The following is an 18767-nucleotide window of genomic DNA, read 5'->3' on the forward strand; positions in this document are numbered from 1 at the left end:
AATGACCCGATGGCAAGAGAATCGTTTTTGTCAAGCAGGACCGCGCTGTCCGGCTGACAGGAGGTGGGGAAAACCGGTGCCAAGAGCCCATCCTATTCGCGAGAACGTCACATGGCAGCCGCTTCGAGGTAACAGCTCGAGGGCATTCTCCCGCCCGGGCTGGCCTCCCTCTGGGGATCGATCCGGCACAGGTCGAATGAGCGCTCCCAGCGATCCCAACGGTTGGCGGAAATATCGCCCGATTGCCGAGATCGGCAGGGGAGGCATGGCCGACGTCTGCCTCGCGGTCGCCCAGGGTCCCGCGGGATTCAACAAGCTTGTCGTGCTGAAGCGGGTGCGCGCCGAGCTCGTGGAGGACGCCGATATCCTCGCCATGTTCCTCGACGAGGCGCGGCTCGCGGCTCGATTGAATCATCCGAACGTCGTGCAGACGCACGAGGTCGGCGACGAGGGAGCGCGCTTCTTCATCGCCATGGAGTACCTCGACGGCCAGCCGCTCGGCAGCGTTCGCTCTCGCATGGGGCACGACAAAGTCCCGCTGCCGCTCCAGGTGCGCGTCCTGTGCGACGCGCTCGCCGGGCTCCATTATGCGCACAATTTGCGCGATTTCGACGGGACGCCGATCCAGGTCGTCCACCGCGACGTGAGCCCGCAAAACATCTTCGTCACCTATGACGGCGTGATCAAGGTGGTCGACTTCGGGATCGCCAAGGCGGCCGACTCGCTGACGGAGACGCGCACCGGAATGCTCAAGGGAAAGGTGTCGTATATGTCGCCGGAGCAAGCGCGCGGAGAGCGCGTCGACCGGCGATCCGACGTCTTTTCGGTGGGTGTGATCCTCTGGGAGGCGATCGCCCGGAGGCGCATGTGGAAGGGCTTCAACGACCTCGCGATCCTCGGGCGGCTCGCCATCGGGGAGGTTCCGAGCCTCAGGGAAGAAGCGTCCAAAATCGATGTCGACCCCGAGATCGAGCGGATCTGCCAGAAGGCGCTCGCGCCCGCGCTCGAAGGCCGCTACGCCACCGCGGCCGAGCTGCAGGCGGATCTCGAGCGCTGGCTGGTCGAGCGCCATCGGGGCATGACCGCGCGGGAAGCCGGCGAGATCGTCGCCAGCCAGTTCGCGGACGATCGGGCGCGGATCAAGCAGGTCGTGGAGGAGCAGCTGCGCGGCGTGCGCTGGACCGGGAGTTATCCCAGGGTCACGCTGACGCCCGATCTACCGAAGCTGGGCACCGGTCGGATGTCGACGACACCGACCATGACCGCGCCCGCGGCCATCAGCCATTCCTCGGACGCGACCTCGATGGTGCCCTCGGTGAGCGCGACCGAGGCGAAGGAGCGCGCCGCGCGCCCGAACCGCGCCATGTTCCTGGTCGCGGTCACCTTCGTCGCCATCGGGGGCACCGTGAGCGTCGGGGTCTTGCGCGCGCAGCCATGGCGGCTCGCCGCGGGCGATCACCGCCAGGCGCAGGTCGCCGCGCCGCCCGCGCTGGAGCCCTCTCCGAAGCAGGAGGAGGACATCCGCCTCGTCGTCCGCGTCTCGCCGGTCGACGCGAAGGTCTCCATCGACGGCTCCCCGACGTCGAGCGGCGCTTACGAGGGCCGCCTCGCCAGGGATGGCCGCGTGCACGTCATCCGCGTGGAGGCGCCGGGTTTCCTCGCGCAGGAAGAGAAGATCACGGCGAGCAACGATCTCTTCTTGAGCCTCGCGTTGTTGAAGAGCGGACCGGAAGCGCAGCCGGGGAGACTCGCCCCCATCGGTCGGGGCGCCCCGGCGGGCGCCGCCGCGGCGCCGCCTGCGTCCGCCGTGCCGCCGGCGAGCGCGCCTGCGCCGCTGTCGCCGCCGTCTGCCGAGCAGAAGCTGAAGCGTGGCATCGACCTGGAGAGCCCGTACGCCCGATGAAAACCCCGAGAGCGCTCGCGCTCTGCGCCGCGATCGTGCTCAGCGCTCCGCTCGGCGCGCTCGCTCAGCCTGCCGGTGCCGGCAAGACCGAGGAAGCCGACGCCCGCTTCCGGCGAGGCGTCGAGCTTTATAACGAGGTTGATTATGGCGCTGCGCTCACCGAGTTTCGCCGCGCCTACGCGCTCGCGCCCGCATATCAGGTGCTCTACAACATCGCGGGTACGTGTTATCAGCTCAAGGACTACGCCTGCGCGCTGCGCGCCTTCGAGAAGTACCTCGCCGACGGTGGCGAGCAGATCCCGGGCGGCCGGCGGGCCGAGGTGGAGCGGGACATCGCCGTCCTGCGGAGCCGCGTCGCGACGGTCGAGATCTCGACATCGGCGCCGGGCGTCGAGATCTCCGTGGACGGCATGCCGGTGGGCGAGACGCCGCTCCCTGAGCCCCTCCTGATGAGCGCCGGCCGCCGCCGCATCGTCGCCGAGGCGCCGGGCCGCCCGGCGGTGTTGCGGGTCGTCGATGTGGCCGGCGGCGATCGCGTTCAGCTCAAGATCGAGCTCCCCGAAGCGCGGACCCCGCAGGGCCCCGGCGAGGGCGCGGGCGGCGCATCGGCTCCGCCGCGGGCGCCGCCGGGCGCGTCGTTGATGGACCACCGCGCGCCTCGCCAGCAGCGGGGCGTGCCCCTGTTCCCCTGGCTCGCGACCGGCGCGCTCGCCGTGGGCGCGGCCGCCACCGGCGTCCTCGCGCTCGGCGCCTCCGGCGACCTCGGCGCGGAGCTCGATCGGTATCCCGGCGACGCCCGCGCCATCGAGCGAGCGCGGGCGAGGAGCGAGGCGCTCGCGCTCACCACCGACCTGCTCGCGGGCGCCGCTGTGCTCGCCGGCGGCATCTCGATCTACCTCACTGTCGCTGGTGCAGGCCCGGAGCGCGTCGACGCAGCGCGCGCGTCTTCTCCTCCGGTGAGCCTCAAGATCGCGCCGGCGTCTCTCGAGCTCGCGGGCTCCTTCTAGACCGACGCAGAGCGTCGCAGGGTCGCGACGGTCAAAACGCTTGCATCCAGGGCGCTGGAGCTGCATTGATCCGGGCGATCGCCGCGGTCATGGGGGCCTCTCCCGTGCGACGCCGCGGCGACGGTGCGACAAGGTGGTCAATCGCCCGCGCTGCCCGCGAGTTGAGAACGAGATGGGAGACACCAGGTGAGCACGACCAAAGCGTCTCTTGGGACCCTGTTCCTCATGCTCTCCCTGGCCGCGCCTGCGCTCGGGCAAGAGGCGGCGCCGCGGCAGCCCGTCACGGACAAGACGAAGGAGCGTTGGGCGAAGAGCCAGGGAGGCCGGTTCGGGTTCGAGATCGACGTCCTCAGCTCGTCTTACCAGCGGGAGATCGCGGCGGCGAGCGGCGAAGAGGCCTCCGTCGAGGAGTCGTCGCGGCTCGGCGTCGCCATCACCGCCGCCACCCAGTACAAGCTCTTCGCGGGTCTCCACCTCGACGCGGAGATCCCGTTCGTCTACGGCGACGTCTCGGGCCCCCAGTCCACAGACCTGTTCGGAAGGCCGTTCACGAGCAGCGCAGGATACAGCCAGTTCTTCATCGGGAATCCCACGTTCGGCCTCCATTACGCTGCCAACGCGCTGCCCATCCTCGCGCTCTTCGGCGGCATGAGCTTCACGATCCCGCTCCACCCGCATCCGGGCACGGAGCTCGAGGTCGCGTCGGTGGCGAATTTCCCCGCGCGGGCTTACTTCGATGCGCAGCGCGTGCTGCTCGCGCACTGGGCCTTCCGGGCGCGCGTCGGGACCGAGATCAACGTCGGCAAGGTCCTGTTCCTCACCCACGATCTCGCGAGTCAGGTCTTCTTTCCGACCCGGGACGGGGAGGACACGAAGACCGTGATCGAGCAGGGCAACGAGATCGCGTTCCGCCCGTTCGGCAGCTTCGGCATCGGTGTGCGCCTCCAGGCGGCGTTCCCTCTCTCCTCGACCAACTCGGCCCAGCTGGCGGCGGAGCCGTTCGTCGACTGGGAGCCGCTCGTGAAGGGCTCCTTCACCCGCGTCGGCGCGCTCGTCGCGCTCGACGACGACCTCGGCTTCGGCCTCGATCAGGGGAAGGTCGCCACCATCCGCGTCGCCCTGGGCAGCAAATGGTAGGGGGCGAGCGCCGAAGGGGCGGGCTACGCTGAGCGCCCCGTGATGACGACCGCCAGCCCGAGCCGCGACCCCTGGGTCGGCGTGCCGCGGCCAAACCCTGCTGCCCGGCTTCGCCTCTTCTGTGCGCCCTATGCTGGCGGCGGCTCGTCGATTTACAGCGCCTGGTGGCGCGAGCTCCCCGCGCACACGGAGCTCTGCGCGCTCAAGCTCCCTGGCCGGGAGGCGCGCATGAGCGAGCCGCCGTTCGAGCGCCTCACGCCGCTCGTCCAGGCCCTCGCAACCGCGCTCGATCCATGGCTCACGAAGCCGTTCGCGCTGTATGGCCACAGCCTCGGCGCGCTCGTCTGCTTCGAGCTCGCGCGCGAGCTCCGCCGCCGGGGGGCTCCGCTGCCGCGCCACCTCTTCGTGTCGGGCCGGCGCCCGCCTCACGAGCCTGGCTCGGATCCGCTCCACGGCCTGCCCGAGCCCGAGTTCCTGGAGCGGATCCGCCGCATGGGGGGCACGCCCGACGAGGTGCTGCGCGACCCGGAGCTCCTGGCGCTCTTCCTGCCCGTCCTGCGCGCGGATGTCGCGGTCAACGAGGTCGAGCCGTTCGTCCCTGGGGCCCCGATCGAGTGCCCGATCTCCGCGTTCGGGGGCCTCGAGGACGCGCGCGCGGGCCGCGCCGAGCTCGAAGGCTGGCGCCATCACACGCTCGGCGCCTTCCGGGTCGAGATGTTCCGCGGCGGACACTTCTTCCTGCGGAGCGCCCGGGAGCCGCTCCTGCGGTCGATCTCGGCCGTCCTCGACGACGTCGAGCGCGCGCTCCCCGCGTGACGACCGGCGCTGGGTGGGTGTTGAGCCCGGGGCGGGAGCCATGCAAAGAAGGAGCGACCCGCAGCCTCTCTGCCTCTCTGCTTCTCTGATTCCCCGGAGACCCCATCGATGACCGATTTCCAGTACCAGGACATGCTCCCCCTCGGCCATGACGAGACCCCGTACCGCCTCGTCAGCCGCGACCATGTCTCGACCTTCGAGGCCGCCGGCTCGACGTTCCTCAAGGTCGAGCCGGAGGGGCTCACCCTGCTCGCGCGCGAGGCGATGCGCGACATCGCCCACCTCCTCCGGCCCGGTCACCTCGCGCAGCTCGCGCGGATCCTCGGCGATCCCGAGGCCTCCTCGAACGATCGCTTCGTCGCCCTCGAGCTCCTCAAGAACGCGAGCATCGCCGCGGGGGGCGTGCTCCCGTCGTGCCAGGACACCGGCACGGCCATCGTCATGGGCAAGAAGGGCCAGCTCGTCTTCACGGGGGGCGGCGACGAGGCGGCGATCGCGCGCGGCGTCTTCGAGACCTACCGCGCGCAGAACCTCCGCTATTCGCAGCTCGCGCCGCTCGACATGTACCGGGAGGTCAACACGAACGACAACCTTCCGGCGCAGATCGAGATCTTCGCGACGGACGGCGACGCCTACAAGCTCCTGTTCATGGCGAAGGGCGGCGGCTCCGCGAACAAGAGCTATCTTTACCAGGAGACCAAGGCGCTCCTGAACCCGGAGAGCCTGCTGTCCTTCCTCGAGGCGAAGATCCGCGCGCTCGGCACCGCGGCGTGCCCGCCGTACCACCTCGCCATCGTCGTCGGCGGCACGTCGGCCGAGTACACGCTCAAGGTCGCGAAGCTCGCCTCGGCGCGCTACCTCGACACGCTCCCGGCCGAGGGCAACGCGCGCGGGCGCGGCTTCCGCGACCGCGAGCTCGAGCAGAAGGTGCTCGAGCTCGCGCAGCGGACGGGGATCGGGGCGCAGTTCGGGGGCAAGTACTTCTGCCACGACGTGCGGGTCATCCGCCTGCCGCGCCACGGCGCCTCGTGCCCTGTCGGTATCGCCGTCTCCTGCTCTGCGGATCGTCAGGCGCTCGGCAAGATCACGCGCGAGGGCATCTTCCTCGAGCAGCTCGAGGCCGATCCCGCGAAGTACATGCCCGACACGACCGACGCGGATCTCGAGGGTGAGGTCGTGAAGCTCGACCTCCGCCGTCCCATGCGCGAGATCCGCGCGGAGCTCTCGAAGTACCCCATCCGCACGCGGCTCTCGCTGAGCGGCCCGATGATCGTCGCGCGCGACATCGCGCACGCGAAGATCAAGGAGCGCCTCGACCGCGGCGACGGCATGCCGAGCTACCTGCAGGAGTTCATGGTCTACTACGCCGGCCCCGCGAAGACGCCCGCGGGCTACGCCTCCGGCTCGTTCGGGCCCACAACGGCCGGCCGGATGGACGCGTACGTCGACCTCTTCCAGGCGAACGGCGGCAGCTACGTCATGCTCGCCAAGGGCAACCGCTCGCCCGCGGTCACCGCGGCGTGCAAGAAGCACGGCGGCTTCTACCTGGGCTCGATCGGCGGCCCGGCCGCGCGCCTCGCGAAGGACTGCATCAAGAAGGTCGAGGTGCTCGAGTACCCCGAGCTCGGCATGGAAGCCGTCTGGAAGATCGAGGTCGAGGATTTCCCCGCCTTCATCGTGGTGGACGACAAGGGCAACGACTTCTTCGCCGACATCAACAAGCCGGCCGGCCGGAAGCTCGACGTCACGGGCTGACGTCCGGAGCCCGGGGATCGCGGCCGGGCAGCTCCCCTCGGCCTCCAGCGCCGGCGCGGCCGCGGGCCGGCCGCCCGCCTTCTCCATCCGTGCCAGACCTTCCAGGACCTGCGCAAACTCGGCGCCGGCGGCGCAGCAACAGCGAGGTTGACTGGCGACGACGTCCCCTCCGGATCGGCGCCGAGGACCCGATTCCATCCGCTCCCGATACGGCTCATCACCTGCTCCCCTGCTGCCGTCACACGCATCAGCGCGGGTGACCGAGGCAAATGGTCACATTCGAGGCGTCCTGGCTCCTGTTCAGCCCGGTATCGGCTCGGCGAGCGCTGATGGGGCCGCGGTCCGCGGGGGCACGGTCCATGCTTTGACCTCGTGCGGAAGGAGCTGAGCATGACAGTTCGACCTGATCGCGCGGTGTCTCATGGCCATGTCGACGCTGGGCACCACCGTTTCGAGGATCGGCACGGTGGTCCCCATGGAGCTCGCCATCACCAGGAGGAGGATCGTTTGGAGCGGCTGGTGCGCGCAGCGCAGGAGGTCGCTGGTCAAGCAGAGCGTCGAGAGCGCGAGAAGCGCAGCGACGCCGGCCAGGAGGCGAGGCCGGGCGACGGCGGCGTCAAGTCGCGGCCGGCGCCGAGGAATCCGAGCATCGCCGACCTAGAGCGCGCGGACAACGAGGGGATGCTGCCGCCGGGGGAGACGTGATGAGCGTACGCGCGATGAGCCTCGATGGGCTCGTCGACCGGCTGGTGCCGAGCGCGCTCCGCCCCGCGGAGCGCGCGCCCCTCGCCCCTGCGCTCGACGCGGAGGTACGGCACGTGGACACGTGGAGCGCGGGGCGCCTCGCCTATTACGTGGACACCCGCGCTGCCGGGCGCCCCGTGGTGCTCGTGCACGGGGTCGACGCGGCCGCCTCATCCAGGGAGATGGCGCCCCTGTTCGATGCGCTCCGCGGCGAGCGGCCGGTCTACGCGCTCGATCTTCCCGGTTTCGGCCTCTCGGAGCGAGCGGACCGCGTGTACGATCGCGAGCTCTACCGCGCCGCGCTGCGCCGCTTCCTCACGGACGTGGTCCGCGCGCCGGGCGGCGCCGACGTCATCGCGCTCTCCCTCTCCTCGGAGTTCGCCGCCGCCGTCGCCTGCGAGGAGATGAGCATCGTTCACAGCCTCGTGCTCGTGTCCCCGACGGGGCTCGGCCGTGAGCCTCCCGGCGCGAGCGCCCTCTTCCGGGCTGTCTCGCGCGTCCCCTACGTCGCGGAGGCGCTCTTTCGCGTGCTGGCCGCGCCGCCCAGCATTCGCTGGTTCCTGAAGAAGAGCTTCGTCGGCGCGCCGGATCCGGGCCTCGTCGACTATGCCATCAGCGCGTCGAAGGAGCCTTTTGCCCACAGGGCCCCCCTCGCGTTCATCGCCGGTGACCTGTTCACGGACGACGCTTTCCAGCGCCTGTATGCGCGTCTGCCCGTCGCCACGCTGATCCTCCACGACCGTGACCCCTATTCGCGCTTCGACCGCCTCGGCGAGCTCACGCAGCAGAACGCGCGCGTGGAGGTCGCCCGCATCGCGCCGACGCTGGGTCTCCCGCACTTCGAGCAGCTCGACGCCACGCTCGATGCCGTGCGCAGGTTCTGGGCGCAGGACCCTTGGTAGATCTCCTCCACAGAACGACCAGGACAGCCTTGTAGAGAGCTCCGCGCAGGGCGGACGTCGATTTCCTGCGGAGCCCCAGGCGCCGCAGGGAAGCCGAGGTCGTCCGGCCTGCTCGGGAGCCGCCGCCCTCCACGCCAAACATGTATGCGTCATTACGGATTGGCCCTGTCTCGAGCCTGCGGGCCTGTGTCCCGCTGGCCTTGTGCGACCCCGAGGAGGGTCTCGAGGATCGACCTGCGACACGCATCCAGTTTCACCGCTCGTGAAGCGCTTGGTGTACAATGAAGCGGTGACCGAACACCGGGTGACCCGACAGGGGCACCATGTGTGTGTGGTCACGTGCTTGCCGGTTCGATTGTGGTCATTTCGTTAGGGCCATGACATCCACAGCCTGGGCGGGGGTGTCCTGGCGCAGCAATCCGGCGATGGAGCGCTGCGCCAGAACGCTGCGATGTGCCATCGATGAGCCATGATGGATGGCCAGGCGATGGAGCAATGCGGCACGCGTCTCTACAGGGGGCGCGGATTGTTTCCAGGCGTAAAAGTCTTTGCAAACTCCAGGTCAACGGGCTAATTAAGCTCTTATAGCGGGGGATGTCGTGAATGCAGGCGGCCAAACCATCTCTTCGACCCAGCAAGCGAGCAACAGCTTGCTTGGTCGATACCGCCTGATTGCAAAATTAGGCCGTGGAGGGATGGCAGATGTGTTTCTGGCCGTCTCCCGCGGGCCCGGGTCGTTCAACAAGCTTGTCGTCGTGAAGTGTCTCCGCGTCGGGATGGCGGATGACCCGCGCTACGTCCTGATGTTCCTGGACGAGGCCAAGCTCTCGGCCCGGCTCAATCACCCCAACGTCGTTCAGACCTACGAGATCGGGGGCGAGAGCGGCGGGTACTTCATCGTGATGGAGTACCTCGAGGGCCAGCCGCTCAAGGACGTCGTGAGGGCGGTGGTGAGCGGCTGTCCTGGCGCCGCGAGCTTCACGCGGGGGGCGTGGGTCAGGACGATCGTCGAGGCGCTGCGCGGGTTGCACTACGCGCATGAGCTCGCGGACTTCGATGGCGGTCTGCTCGGCGTCGTGCACCGCGACGTCTCGCCGCACAACATCTTCATCACGTACGACGGAGCTGTGAAGATCGTTGATTTCGGGGTCGCGAAGGCAGCCCTCAACGATGCGCACACCGAGAGCGGAACCTTCAAGGGCAAGATGGCCTACGCCGCGCCCGAGCAGGCGATGGCGAGCGCCGACGTCGACCGGCGGGCCGATATCTTCGCCATCGGCATCGTGCTCTGGGAGCTCCTTGCGATGCGGCGGCTGTTCGATGGCGACCACGTCGCCGTGATGCACCAGCTGCTCACGCGGGACATCCCGCGGCTCTCCACCGTCGTGCCGGACATCGACCCGGCGCTCGATGAGATCGTGGCGAGGGCCCTCCAGCGGGATCCGGATCGGCGGTTCGCCACCGCGCAGGAGATGGGCGACGCGCTGGAGAGTTACCTGCGGGCCTCGGGCGAGGACGTCCGCACGGAGCAGCTCGGCGCGAACGTGCTCGAGATGTTCGCGGAGAGCAGGGCGCTCGTGCGCCAGCAGGTCACCGCGCAGTTCGAGTACCTGTCCTCGCTGGACGTCGCGGGCGACATCCAGCGCGCCTCGATGGTCGGAGAGTTCCCCCGAGCCTCGATGGTCATGGGGATGAACCGCTCGATGTGGCCCTCCGCGACCGCGGCCGGTCTACCCCTCCTCAGCGATAACAGCCACAGCCTCCCCGCCAACCACCAGCACGAGCCCACGGCCGTCGACCCGGGCAGCCTGGGCGCGACGGTGGGGCGCGCCTCGTCCTGGCGGCAGCGTGGGTATCTCGCCTCTGCGCTCGGCGTGGTCGCGCTGCTCGCCGCGGGGGCCTTCGCGATGTTCCGCGATCGCTCGGTGGAGCCCGTCGCGTCGGAGCAGCCTGCTGCCGTGTCCACGGCTGCGACGGCGCTCGAAGCGAGCCCGATGAAGGCCAAGGTCACGATCAAGAGCGAGCCCGCGGACGCGAACGTGAGCTGGAACGGGACCATGCTCGGCAAGACGCCCCTCAGCGTCGAGCTGCCTCAAGGGATGCAGGTCGTCGTGGTGTCCAGGGCCGGTTGGGTCGATGTGTCGATCTTCCTGCAGCTCTCCGCGTCGGACGTCGTCGAGCGCACCGTCGCGCTCCGGCGTCAGGACGTCAGCACGATACCGTCAAATTAGAGCGGCGGGCACCCGCTTCGGATACGGGCCCATCTCGACGTTTTCGGTGCTCAGCTCCCTTCCGTGCGCTTCCGCGCCGAAAACGCCGATCTGGGCCCGTCTCCTGTGCGGGTGACCGCCGCTCAGAAGCGGGTGCCGGGCCTGAGGACCCGCATGGAGGGGGCCGCCCTGGCGGCGAGGCGGCGGACTTCTCGACCGAGCCAGTCGAGGAAATCGTGGTTCCACGGAGGCCCGTCGGGCCAGCGTTCGCGTATGCGGTCCGCGAGCTCTAGATCCCAGCTCCCGTAGAGATCCACGAGCGCGTCATGCGCCTTGCGGCCGGCCAGCGCTTCAGGGGCCCCGCGAGGCTCGCCTCCGTGCGCGAAGGCGTCATCGCAAACATAGTAGTTGCACGTCGCCGCGCGCCGCTCGGGGGGGATGGTGCAGCCCTCGTGACCATGGAAAGCGCACCTCTTGGGGAGCGCTCGGCCATCGCTGTCCTGGGGCTCTACCCGCAGGATGAGCAGGCCGCGCTGGCCCGGGCGCAGGTTGCCCGCGACCATCTGCTCGAGCAGCCAGCCGGCGCCGCCGAGCGAGACGATTCGCCCGATGTCCGACCACTCGACCCCGGGCGGGCTGGCGCAGCAGCCGGTCGGGCCCTGCGGGCATGAGCCGCACAACGTCGAGTGCAGCCGCGTGTGCATGCCCGCGAGCTCGAGCCGGATCATCGCGCCACCAATGCTCCGAGCATAACGGCGCCTGCCGCTGCGTCCAGCGTCGCTGGCGCATCCAAAAGGTCGGGAAGAGAGGAGAGGAAGAGATAGAGAGCCCGGAGCAACCTATACTCTGGGCGTGATCAGGCGCTCCAGCCCGCGCAGCGGGATGTCCAGCCAGTCAGGTCGGTTGTTGAGCTCGTAGCCGACCTCGTAAATGCACTTCTCGAGCATGTAGAAGTCGATCAGGAGCGTCGTGTCCGCGTCGCTCGCGGGCACGTACGGCGCCGTCTCGTCGGCCCGCGGCTCGGCGGTCGCCTGGGCGCGCGCGACCGTCTCCATGTATCCCGCGAGGTAGCTCGCGGAGATCCACGCCACCCAGGCGTCGGTCCACGGCTTGAGGACGGCGACGTCCTCGGGCCGGAGGCGAGCGTCCCGGAGCGCCGAGGCGCCGGCGTAGTCGAACGAGCGCAGCATCCCGCCCACGTCCCGGAGCGGGCCACGCTTGTAGCGGCGCTCGCTCAGCGGTCTCGCCGGCTCCCCCTCGAAATCGATCAGGATGAAGTCGTCGCCCGTCGAGAGCACCTGGCCGAGGTGGAAGTCGCCGTGCGTCCGGATGCGGGGGATGTCGAACTTCCTCGACACGATCTGCTGGAGCTTCGCGTTGATCTCGGCCTCGCGCGGCAGCATCGCCGACACCTGCTCCCGCACGCTCTCGGGGAGCGAGCGCTCGCGCTTCCTCAGCAGCGCGAAGGTGCGCGCGAGCATGCCGTGCGCCGACTGGAAGATCGACTGCTGGTGCAGCGTCGTGAACGACTGCTGCCCGAACGCGGGGTCCTTGCTGTGCTTGCCGAGCGTGAGGTGGAGCTGCGCGGTGCGCACGCCGAGCAGCCGCATCCTCACGAGCTCGGTGCCCATCAGCTGGTTCACCACCGGGGGCGGCGCCGCGCGCGACGCGTCGACGAGCGTGCCGGCCGGCATCGGCGGCGCGCTGCCCTTCACCGATCCCTCGTCGGTGAGCACCCGCTCGAAGAAGCGGTTCAGCGCCTCGAGCGTGCTCGTCCACGCGTCGGTCTGGCTCCGCACGTACTCCTGGAGCATCGCCACCGTGGTCGCCTCGCGACCGCGGCCCTGGTACTCGATCGCCCCGGCGATCCGCGGCGTCGCGGGGAACTGCTCGTCCGTCAGGAACCTGCCGATCTCGAGCTCCGGGTTGATGCCCTCCTCGACCTGCCGGAAGATCTTGAGGAGCAGCTTGTCGCCGTAAATGATGGTCGTGTTGCTCTGCTCGCTCTCGGAGATGCGCGCCGGGAGCTCTCCGTCCTCGCCGAGCGACTCGAGCGTCGTCCCGAGCGGCAGCGCATGGAGCTCGCCGGCCGTGCCCGTCGCGACGCCCCGCGCCCGGATCGCGGCGAGGATCAGCGCGGCGAACTCCGGGGTCGTCAGCGCGTCGTACAGGATCCCCTCCGGCGCTGCCGCGCTCTCCGGCTCGGGATCGCGGATCGTGACGTCCGCGATCACCGCGTGGCGCGTGCGCGTCGCGAGCGTCCGCGCATAGTCGCCCGTGGCGAAGCCGATCGGCACGACATACGTGTCCGGCGAGCCGTCCGTGTACTCGACGCGCACGAGCAGGAGGTAGTGCTCCGCCGCGGTCTGCTCGCCGCGGAGGATCGGGATGACGTCCGCGAGGGTCGTGGCGCGCCGCGTGCGCGCCTTGCCGCGGAACCAGCGCCGCGCCGCGATGAACTTGCCGAGCGCCGGCTCGAGCACCCTGCGCCCCTCCGGGGAGAGGAGCGTCCGCCACGAGCCCTTCGTCGAGATCGCGGGCGCCGCCTCGGCGTCGCCGACGGACGTCGCCGGGGTCGCCGGCTCCAGCGCGAACCAGAAGAAGTCGTGCGGCCCGAGCGAGAGGGAGTAACCGCGGCTCGTGATCTCCGGGAAGCGGCTCCTGCCGAACAGCTCGACAGGCACCATGCCCTCGAAGCGCGCGAGGTCGAGATCGACGTGCTGGGCGTACCGAGAGAGGTTCGCGACGATGAGCAGCCGCTCGTCCGCGTGCGCGCGGATGAACGCGAGCACCTTGCTGTTGTCCGGGTGCAGGAACTCGATCGTCCCGCGGCCGAGCACCTTGTTCTGCTTGCGAAGGGTGATGAGCCGCTTCATCCACCAGAGGAGCGAAGCGGGGTTCTGCTGCTGCGCCTCGACGTTGATCGCCTCGTAGTGGTACTCGGGATCGATGATGATCGGCAGATAGAGCTTCTGCGGGTTCGCCCTGGAGAATCCGGCGTTCCGATCGGCGCTCCACTGCATCGGCGTGCGCACCCCGTCGCGATCGCCGAGATAGATGTTGTCGCCCATCCCGATCTCGTCGCCGTAGTAGAGGACTGGGGTCCCCGGCAGCGAGAAGAGCAGGGCGTTCATCAGCTCGATCCTGCGCCGCGTCTTCATGAGCGGGGCGAGCCGCCGGCGGATGCCCAGGTTGATCCGCGCCGTGTGCTCCTGCGCGTAGACGCGGTACATGTAGTCCCGGTCCTCGTCGGTCACCATCTCGAGCGTCAGCTCGTCGTGGTTCCGGAGGAACGTCGCCCACTGACAGCTCTCGTGGACCACGGGCGTCTGCTTCAGGATGTTGACGATCGGGAAGCTGTCCTCGAGCTCGACCGCCATGAACATCCTGGGCATGAGCGGGAAGTGGAAGTTCATGTGGCACTCGTCGCCGCTCCCGAAGTACGCCGCGGCGTCGGCGGGCCACTGGTTGGCCTCCGCGAGGAGCATGCGATCGGCGAAATTCGCGTCGATGTGGCGCCTGAGCTTCCGCAAGAACTCGTGCGTCTCCGGCAGGTTCTCGCAGTTCGTCCCTTCGCGCTCGTAGAGGTACGGCACGGCGTCGAGCCGGAGCCCGTCGACGCCCATCTCCAGCCAGAAGTCGACCACCTTGAAGACGGCGGCGTGGACGTCCGGGTTCTCGAAGTTGAGGTCGGGCTGGTGGGAGTAGAAGCGGTGCCAGTAATAGGCGTTGGCGACCGGATCCCAGGCCCAGTTCGACGTCTCGAAGTCCTTGAAGATGATCCGGGCGTCCTTGTAGCGGTGCGGGGTGTCGCTCCACACGTAGAAGTCGCGCCAGCGCGAGCCCTTGGGCGAGGTCCGCGCCCGCTGGAACCACTCATGCTCGTTCGAGGTGTGGTTCAGGACGAGCTCGGTGATGACGCGGATGTCGCGGCGGTGCGCCTCGCGCAGGAGGCGGGCGAACTCGCGCCGGGTCCCGTAAGACGGGTTGATGTTGGCGTAGTCCGCGATGTCGTATCCGCCGTCGCGCAGCGGCGAGGGGTAGAAGGGCAGGAGCCAGATCGCGGTGACGCCGAGATCTTGGAGGTAATCGAGCTTGTCGACGAGCCCCTCGAAGTCGCCGATGCCGTCCGCGTTCGAGTCGCTGAACGCGCGGACATGGACCTCGTAGATGATAGCGTCCTTGTACCAGAGGGCGCTGCCTTCGACGGGAGGGGGCTTTTGATCCTGGCTCATGGCTGCTCCGGCGATGCGCGTTGTCCGCGCGACGACGCCGGGCGCACAGGATGCAGCGGATCGGGCCCTGTGCGGCGTGAGCACGCCGCCCGGGCCAGAGGTGGCCAGGAGGCAAGGCACGCTGCGGAGTCCGCCACTGGGCGCGCGCTGCCGTCCCCGCGCGGGTGACGCGGATCACGTGTATAGTTTAACTACTCGGGATTGCAAGACCACGCGTGCCCGACTTCGGTAGCACGCCGTGCGCGCGGCGCAAAGCGGCGCGGTTGCGTTTCGCTTCCATCCGTCTGCACTCTGTTTGCTTGCAACCGCTCGCATCCGACCCATCCGGTTGCCTCCGTTTCCGCAGGGGTTGCTCCCGGCGCACTGTCGAGATCGCTGCTTCGTGAGCTCGACCCACACGTCGAACCGCAGCCGGTGTAAGAAGCGCTGGCACCTCGTTCTGCGATCGGGCGAGCTCATGCCCATCGAAGGAGCATTCTCATGATGCGTGTCTTCCACGTACTCCCGCTCTCCCTCGCCGCGCTCGGAGCGCTCGCGTGCTCATCGACTCCCGAGCCGACGATCGACCCGAACAACCCGTGCCCTCCGGGCCAGTGGTGCGCCTCCGCCGTGCCGACCACGCCGGCGACGGCGGTGCCCACGCCCACCACCACCGCCGCGCCCGCGGGCTCCGCCGCCACGCCGATCCCGCCGGTCGCCGCGGTGGCCGCGACGCCGATCCTGCAGGGGATGGGCACGACGGAGGCCCCGGGGATGAAGCCGGACGGCGGGCCGTTCGCGGGGCAGTTCCAGGAGGGCCAGGCGCTCGAGCAGCAGATCAACATCTCGCCCGGCAAGTGCTACACGGTCGTCGGCATCGGCCTCGGGGTCCAGGAGCTCGACATCCAGCTCGTCTCGCAGCCCGCGCCCGCGCTGCCGCCCGTCGTGCTCGCGCAGGACAGCACCACCGGCGCCGCGGCGACGCTCGGCGGCAAGGCCTCCGGCTGCTGGAAGAACCCCCTGCCGATCGGCGGCCCGGGCAAGGTGATCCTCAAGGCGACGAAGGGCGCGGGGATCGCGGCCGCGCAGGTCTTCATCAAGTAACGCTCCCCCGCTCGGGCTGGCCGCGTCCGCCCGTACTCCAAGGAGCACCGCCGTGCGCATGCCGAGAGGCGTGCGCCTCGCGCGCGACTCCTCTATTCCCGCGGCCTGCGTCCTCCCCTAGAGCAGAACGGATGAGGCCGTGGGCCTCGCGCGCGACTCCATGAGCGAGACCGTCTTCCTCGGCCCCGACGCCAGCAAGACCTGCGCGAGGCCGCGCTGGGAGTGGCTGTCGCCGCGCCTCCCCCCGGACCTCGAGCAGGAGGCGACGAGGCGCGTCGCGTGGATGGCGCTCTGCACGATCGTGGCGGGCGCCCTCGGCTTCCTCGTCTCGGAGCTCATCCCGGGCCTCGAGCTCGGCCCTTACCCGATCCGCGTCGCGGTCTTCCTGCCGTTCATGCTGGTCTCGGCCGCGCTCTTCGTCATCGCGCGGAAGGGGCTCCTGTCGCCGCCGCGGATCGTCGATCTCTCGTTCGCCTACAAGATCCTGGGCGCCGCGCTGCTCTCGGTCATCTCCAACGCGCAGCCGTGGCCGGAGGGGCCGATGTTGCCGGGATGGCCGCCGGTGGCCGTCTGGGTGCTCATGTTCCCCATCATCGTCCCCGCCCCGAGCGTGCGCACGCTGTTCACCTCGACGCTGGCGATCCTCACCGATCCGGCCTGCCTCTGGGTGCTCGTCCGCTCGGGCTTCATGGAGCCGCCCTCGCGCGAGGCGATGTTCCGCCGGTTCTTCCCGAGCGTCATCGCGCTCGCGCTCTCCGTCCTCGTGTCGCGCGTCGTCTTCGGGCTGGGGCGCAAGCTCGACGCGGCGCGGGAGCTCGGCAGCTACCGGCTCGTCGAGCGGCTCGGCGGCGGCGGCATGGGCGAGGTGTGGCGGGCGAAGCACCGGATGCTCGCCCGCCCCGCGGCCGTGAAGCTGATCCGGCCAGAGGCGTTCCAGGGCGAGCCATCGAGCAACGGCAACGCGAAGGCGCGGTTCGAGCGCGAGGCGCAGGCGACCGCCGCGCTCCGATCGCCGCACACGATCGGCATCTTCGACTTCGGCGTCGCCCGCGACGGGTCGTTCTACTATGTGATGGAGCTGCTCGACGGCATGGACCTCGACACCCTCGTCAAGCTGGACGGCCCGCAGCCGCCCGCGCGCGTCGTCCACTTGCTCCGGCAGGCCTGCCACTCGCTCCACGAGGCGCACAGGGCCTTCTTCGTGCACCGGGACATCAAGCCGGCCAACCTCTTCCTGTGCCGCTACGGCGCAGATCTCGATTTCTTGAAGGTGCTCGATTTCGGGCTGGTGGCCCAGCGCAAGAAGGACGCGGACCCCTCCAAGCTGACCGCGGACAACGCGATCACCGGCACGCCCGCGTTCATGGCCCCGGAGGTGGTGCTTGGCGACCGCCCGATCGACGGCCGGACCGACATCTACGCGCTCGGGTGCGTCGCCTACTGGCTGCTCACGGGCGCCCTCGTGTTCGAGGCCGAGACGTCGATGAAGACGATGTTGCTCCACGCGACGGAGGCGCCCGTCGCGCCTTCGAAGCGCGCGGCGCGCGCGATCCCGCCCGCGCTCGATCGCATCGTGCTCGACTGCCTCGAGAAGGATCCCGCGCGGCGGCCGCAGTCGGCGCGCGAGCTGTCCGAGCGGCTCGCCGCGCTCCACATGGACGCCGACTGGACCGAGCAGCACGCGGCGGCGTGGTGGGAGACGGTCGCGCCGCCGTCGCTCTCGGGCCAGGCGGCCAGGGCGGCCGTCGACGCCTTCGGCTGAGCTCCGCGCGCGCCCGGCGCAGGTCCTCAGCGGATGTTGAAGTCGACCGTCATCAGCTGTCCGCCGCGCTCGATCGCGACGGACAGGCGGTTCGCGGTCCGGAGCCGCGCGTAGGCCTCCAGCGCCTTCTGGGGATCGGTGACGTCGAAGCCGTTGATCGACCTCAGGGTATCTCCGCTCTCCAGCCCGAGCGTCTCCAGCAGCGAGCCTCGCCTGATCCTGAGCTTCAGCCCGACGACCTGGTCACCTCGCCGCTCCGGGATCACCCGGGCGGAGCGCATGAGGAGCGCCTGCTGCTCGAGGATCTGATCGACCGCCGCGCGGTCGACGTTGAACTCCGTGGCGCTCACCCGCCGGATGCGGGCGGCGATCTCCGGCGGGATCGTGTTCAGGTTGTCGTTGCTCCCGACCGGCCTCGCCTGAGGCCGGGGCTGCGGGGCGGGCGCCTCCTCGCGCGCGCCCTTGCCGAGCTTGCCGGCCTTGCCGAGCTGCATCTGGCAGCGCGCGCCGCCCGCGGTGATCCACACGCGGTCCCACGCGATGCGCGTGAGCGTGCCTCCCGCCGCGTCGCCGCCGAGCCGGCGGAGCTGCGTCTGCCCGTCGGGCCCCTCGATGGCCGCGAAGGACCACGCGGCGTCCTGCGACGCCGCGATGAGCACCACGCGTCCGGCGTCGCAGGTCGGATCGCTCCACGGATCGCCGTGCGCCACGGGCGCGCGCTCCTCGGGAGCGCCGCCCGGGGGCGGGAGGAGCGGCCCCGTCGCCGAGTCGAAGGGGTTGCGCTGCAGGATCGCCTCGGCGCTCGTCGCGTGGAGGCCGTCGCGCAGCGCGCGGTGAGGCGCAGGGGGCGTGGAAGAGAGCCTGGCGGCTCTGTCCGGGATGATCGTCTTCCCGAGCAGGTGAGACACCCCCGACGCCTGAAAGTAGGCAGCGGACGCGATCATCGTGCCCGCGATCCACAGGAAGTGGTGCTTTACAGCCGCATCCAGGTCCACGGGTCCTGCTCTTTCTGGGGCTCGATCGCCGCCCGCGCTCGAGGCGGGCGCCGCGCGCACGCCGGCGTGGAGGCGACCGTGCACAATGTCGCCACCGACCCTCCCTCTCGGGACGCGCAGCACCGCGCGTGCCGGCCCGTCGCGCCCGCGCGCGCACCTGGCAGATCGCGCGCCCCGCGCGAGCGCCTGTCGGATCGCGCGCCTTGACCCGAACGGAT

The 18767-nt window shown here is 69.8% G+C and carries 13 protein-coding genes; 10 read left to right on the forward strand and 3 right to left on the reverse strand.

Annotated features, from left to right (window positions below; all coding sequences use genetic code 11):
* The first annotated feature begins 196 nt into the window (after nt 1–196).
* The 8 genes from WMF19_RS01995 to WMF19_RS02030 all read left to right on the forward strand — a co-directional run bounded on the left by WMF19_RS01995 (nt 197) and on the right by WMF19_RS02030 (nt 10495).
* Nucleotides 197–1903: a serine/threonine protein kinase gene (locus WMF19_RS01995; protein WP_437897526.1), complete on the forward strand. Its 1707-nt coding sequence runs from the start codon at nt 197–199 to the stop codon at nt 1901–1903.
* Complete coding sequence (locus tag WMF19_RS02000) at nt 1900–2910, forward strand: PEGA domain-containing protein (RefSeq protein ID WP_437897527.1); 1011 nt, start codon at nt 1900–1902, stop codon at nt 2908–2910. The genes WMF19_RS01995 and WMF19_RS02000 overlap by 4 nt, the downstream gene beginning before the upstream one ends.
* Nucleotides 2911–3096: 186 nt before the next feature.
* Nucleotides 3097–4047 carry a hypothetical protein gene (locus tag WMF19_RS02005; RefSeq protein ID WP_437897528.1) on the forward strand — a complete coding sequence of 317 codons (951 nt, stop codon included), beginning with the start codon at nt 3097–3099 and terminating at the stop codon, nt 4045–4047.
* A 42-nt stretch (nt 4048–4089) separates the two neighbouring features.
* On the forward strand, nt 4090–4863 hold the full coding sequence (locus WMF19_RS02010; RefSeq protein ID WP_437897529.1) for a thioesterase II family protein: 774 nt from the start codon (nt 4090–4092) through the stop codon (nt 4861–4863).
* A 108-nt stretch (nt 4864–4971) separates the two neighbouring features.
* Nucleotides 4972–6618 carry a fumarate hydratase gene (locus WMF19_RS02015; protein WP_437897530.1) on the forward strand — a complete coding sequence of 549 codons (1647 nt, stop codon included), beginning with the start codon at nt 4972–4974 and terminating at the stop codon, nt 6616–6618.
* 390 nt (nt 6619–7008) lie between these two features.
* On the forward strand, nt 7009–7323 hold the full coding sequence (locus WMF19_RS02020) for a hypothetical protein (RefSeq protein ID WP_437897531.1): 315 nt from the start codon (nt 7009–7011) through the stop codon (nt 7321–7323).
* The gene (locus tag WMF19_RS02025; RefSeq protein WP_437897532.1) at nt 7323–8264 is read left to right on the forward strand and encodes an alpha/beta fold hydrolase; all 942 of its coding nucleotides are present in this window, start codon (nt 7323–7325) and stop codon (nt 8262–8264) included. The genes WMF19_RS02020 and WMF19_RS02025 overlap by 1 nt, the downstream gene beginning before the upstream one ends.
* Nucleotides 8265–8863: 599 nt before the next feature.
* Entirely contained in the window at nt 8864–10495 is a 1632-nt protein-coding gene (locus WMF19_RS02030) for a protein kinase domain-containing protein (protein ID WP_437897533.1), read from the forward strand.
* Nucleotides 10496–10617: 122 nt separating this feature from the next.
* On the opposite strand, the gene WMF19_RS02035 is transcribed toward WMF19_RS02030, so the two are convergent.
* Both WMF19_RS02035 and treS read right to left on the reverse strand, forming a co-directional pair.
* Nucleotides 10618–11202: a hypothetical protein gene (locus tag WMF19_RS02035; RefSeq protein WP_437897534.1), complete on the reverse strand. Its 585-nt coding sequence runs from the start codon at nt 11200–11202 to the stop codon at nt 10618–10620.
* A 111-nt stretch (nt 11203–11313) separates the two neighbouring features.
* The gene (gene treS / locus WMF19_RS02040) at nt 11314–14709 is read right to left on the reverse strand and encodes a maltose alpha-D-glucosyltransferase (protein ID WP_437897535.1); all 3396 of its coding nucleotides are present in this window, start codon (nt 14707–14709) and stop codon (nt 11314–11316) included.
* 480 nt (nt 14710–15189) lie between these two features.
* Here treS and WMF19_RS02045 point away from each other — a divergent pair, with 480 nt between their 5' ends.
* Complete coding sequence (locus WMF19_RS02045; protein WP_012232997.1) at nt 15190–15792, forward strand: hypothetical protein; 603 nt, start codon at nt 15190–15192, stop codon at nt 15790–15792.
* Nucleotides 15793–15931: 139 nt separating this feature from the next.
* Complete coding sequence (locus WMF19_RS02050; RefSeq protein ID WP_437897536.1) at nt 15932–17554, forward strand: serine/threonine-protein kinase; 1623 nt, start codon at nt 15932–15934, stop codon at nt 17552–17554.
* Between the two features lie 26 nt (nt 17555–17580).
* Here WMF19_RS02050 and gspC read toward each other — a convergent pair whose 3' ends face one another.
* Nucleotides 17581–18549, reverse strand: a complete 969-nt coding sequence (gene gspC / locus WMF19_RS02055) for a type II secretion system protein GspC (protein ID WP_437897537.1) — start codon at nt 18547–18549, stop codon at nt 17581–17583.
* Nucleotides 18550–18767 lie beyond the last annotated feature (218 nt).

Source organism: Sorangium sp. So ce124 (genome assembly GCF_051525235.1).
GTDB lineage: Bacteria > Myxococcota_A > Polyangia > Polyangiales > Polyangiaceae > Sorangium > Sorangium atrum.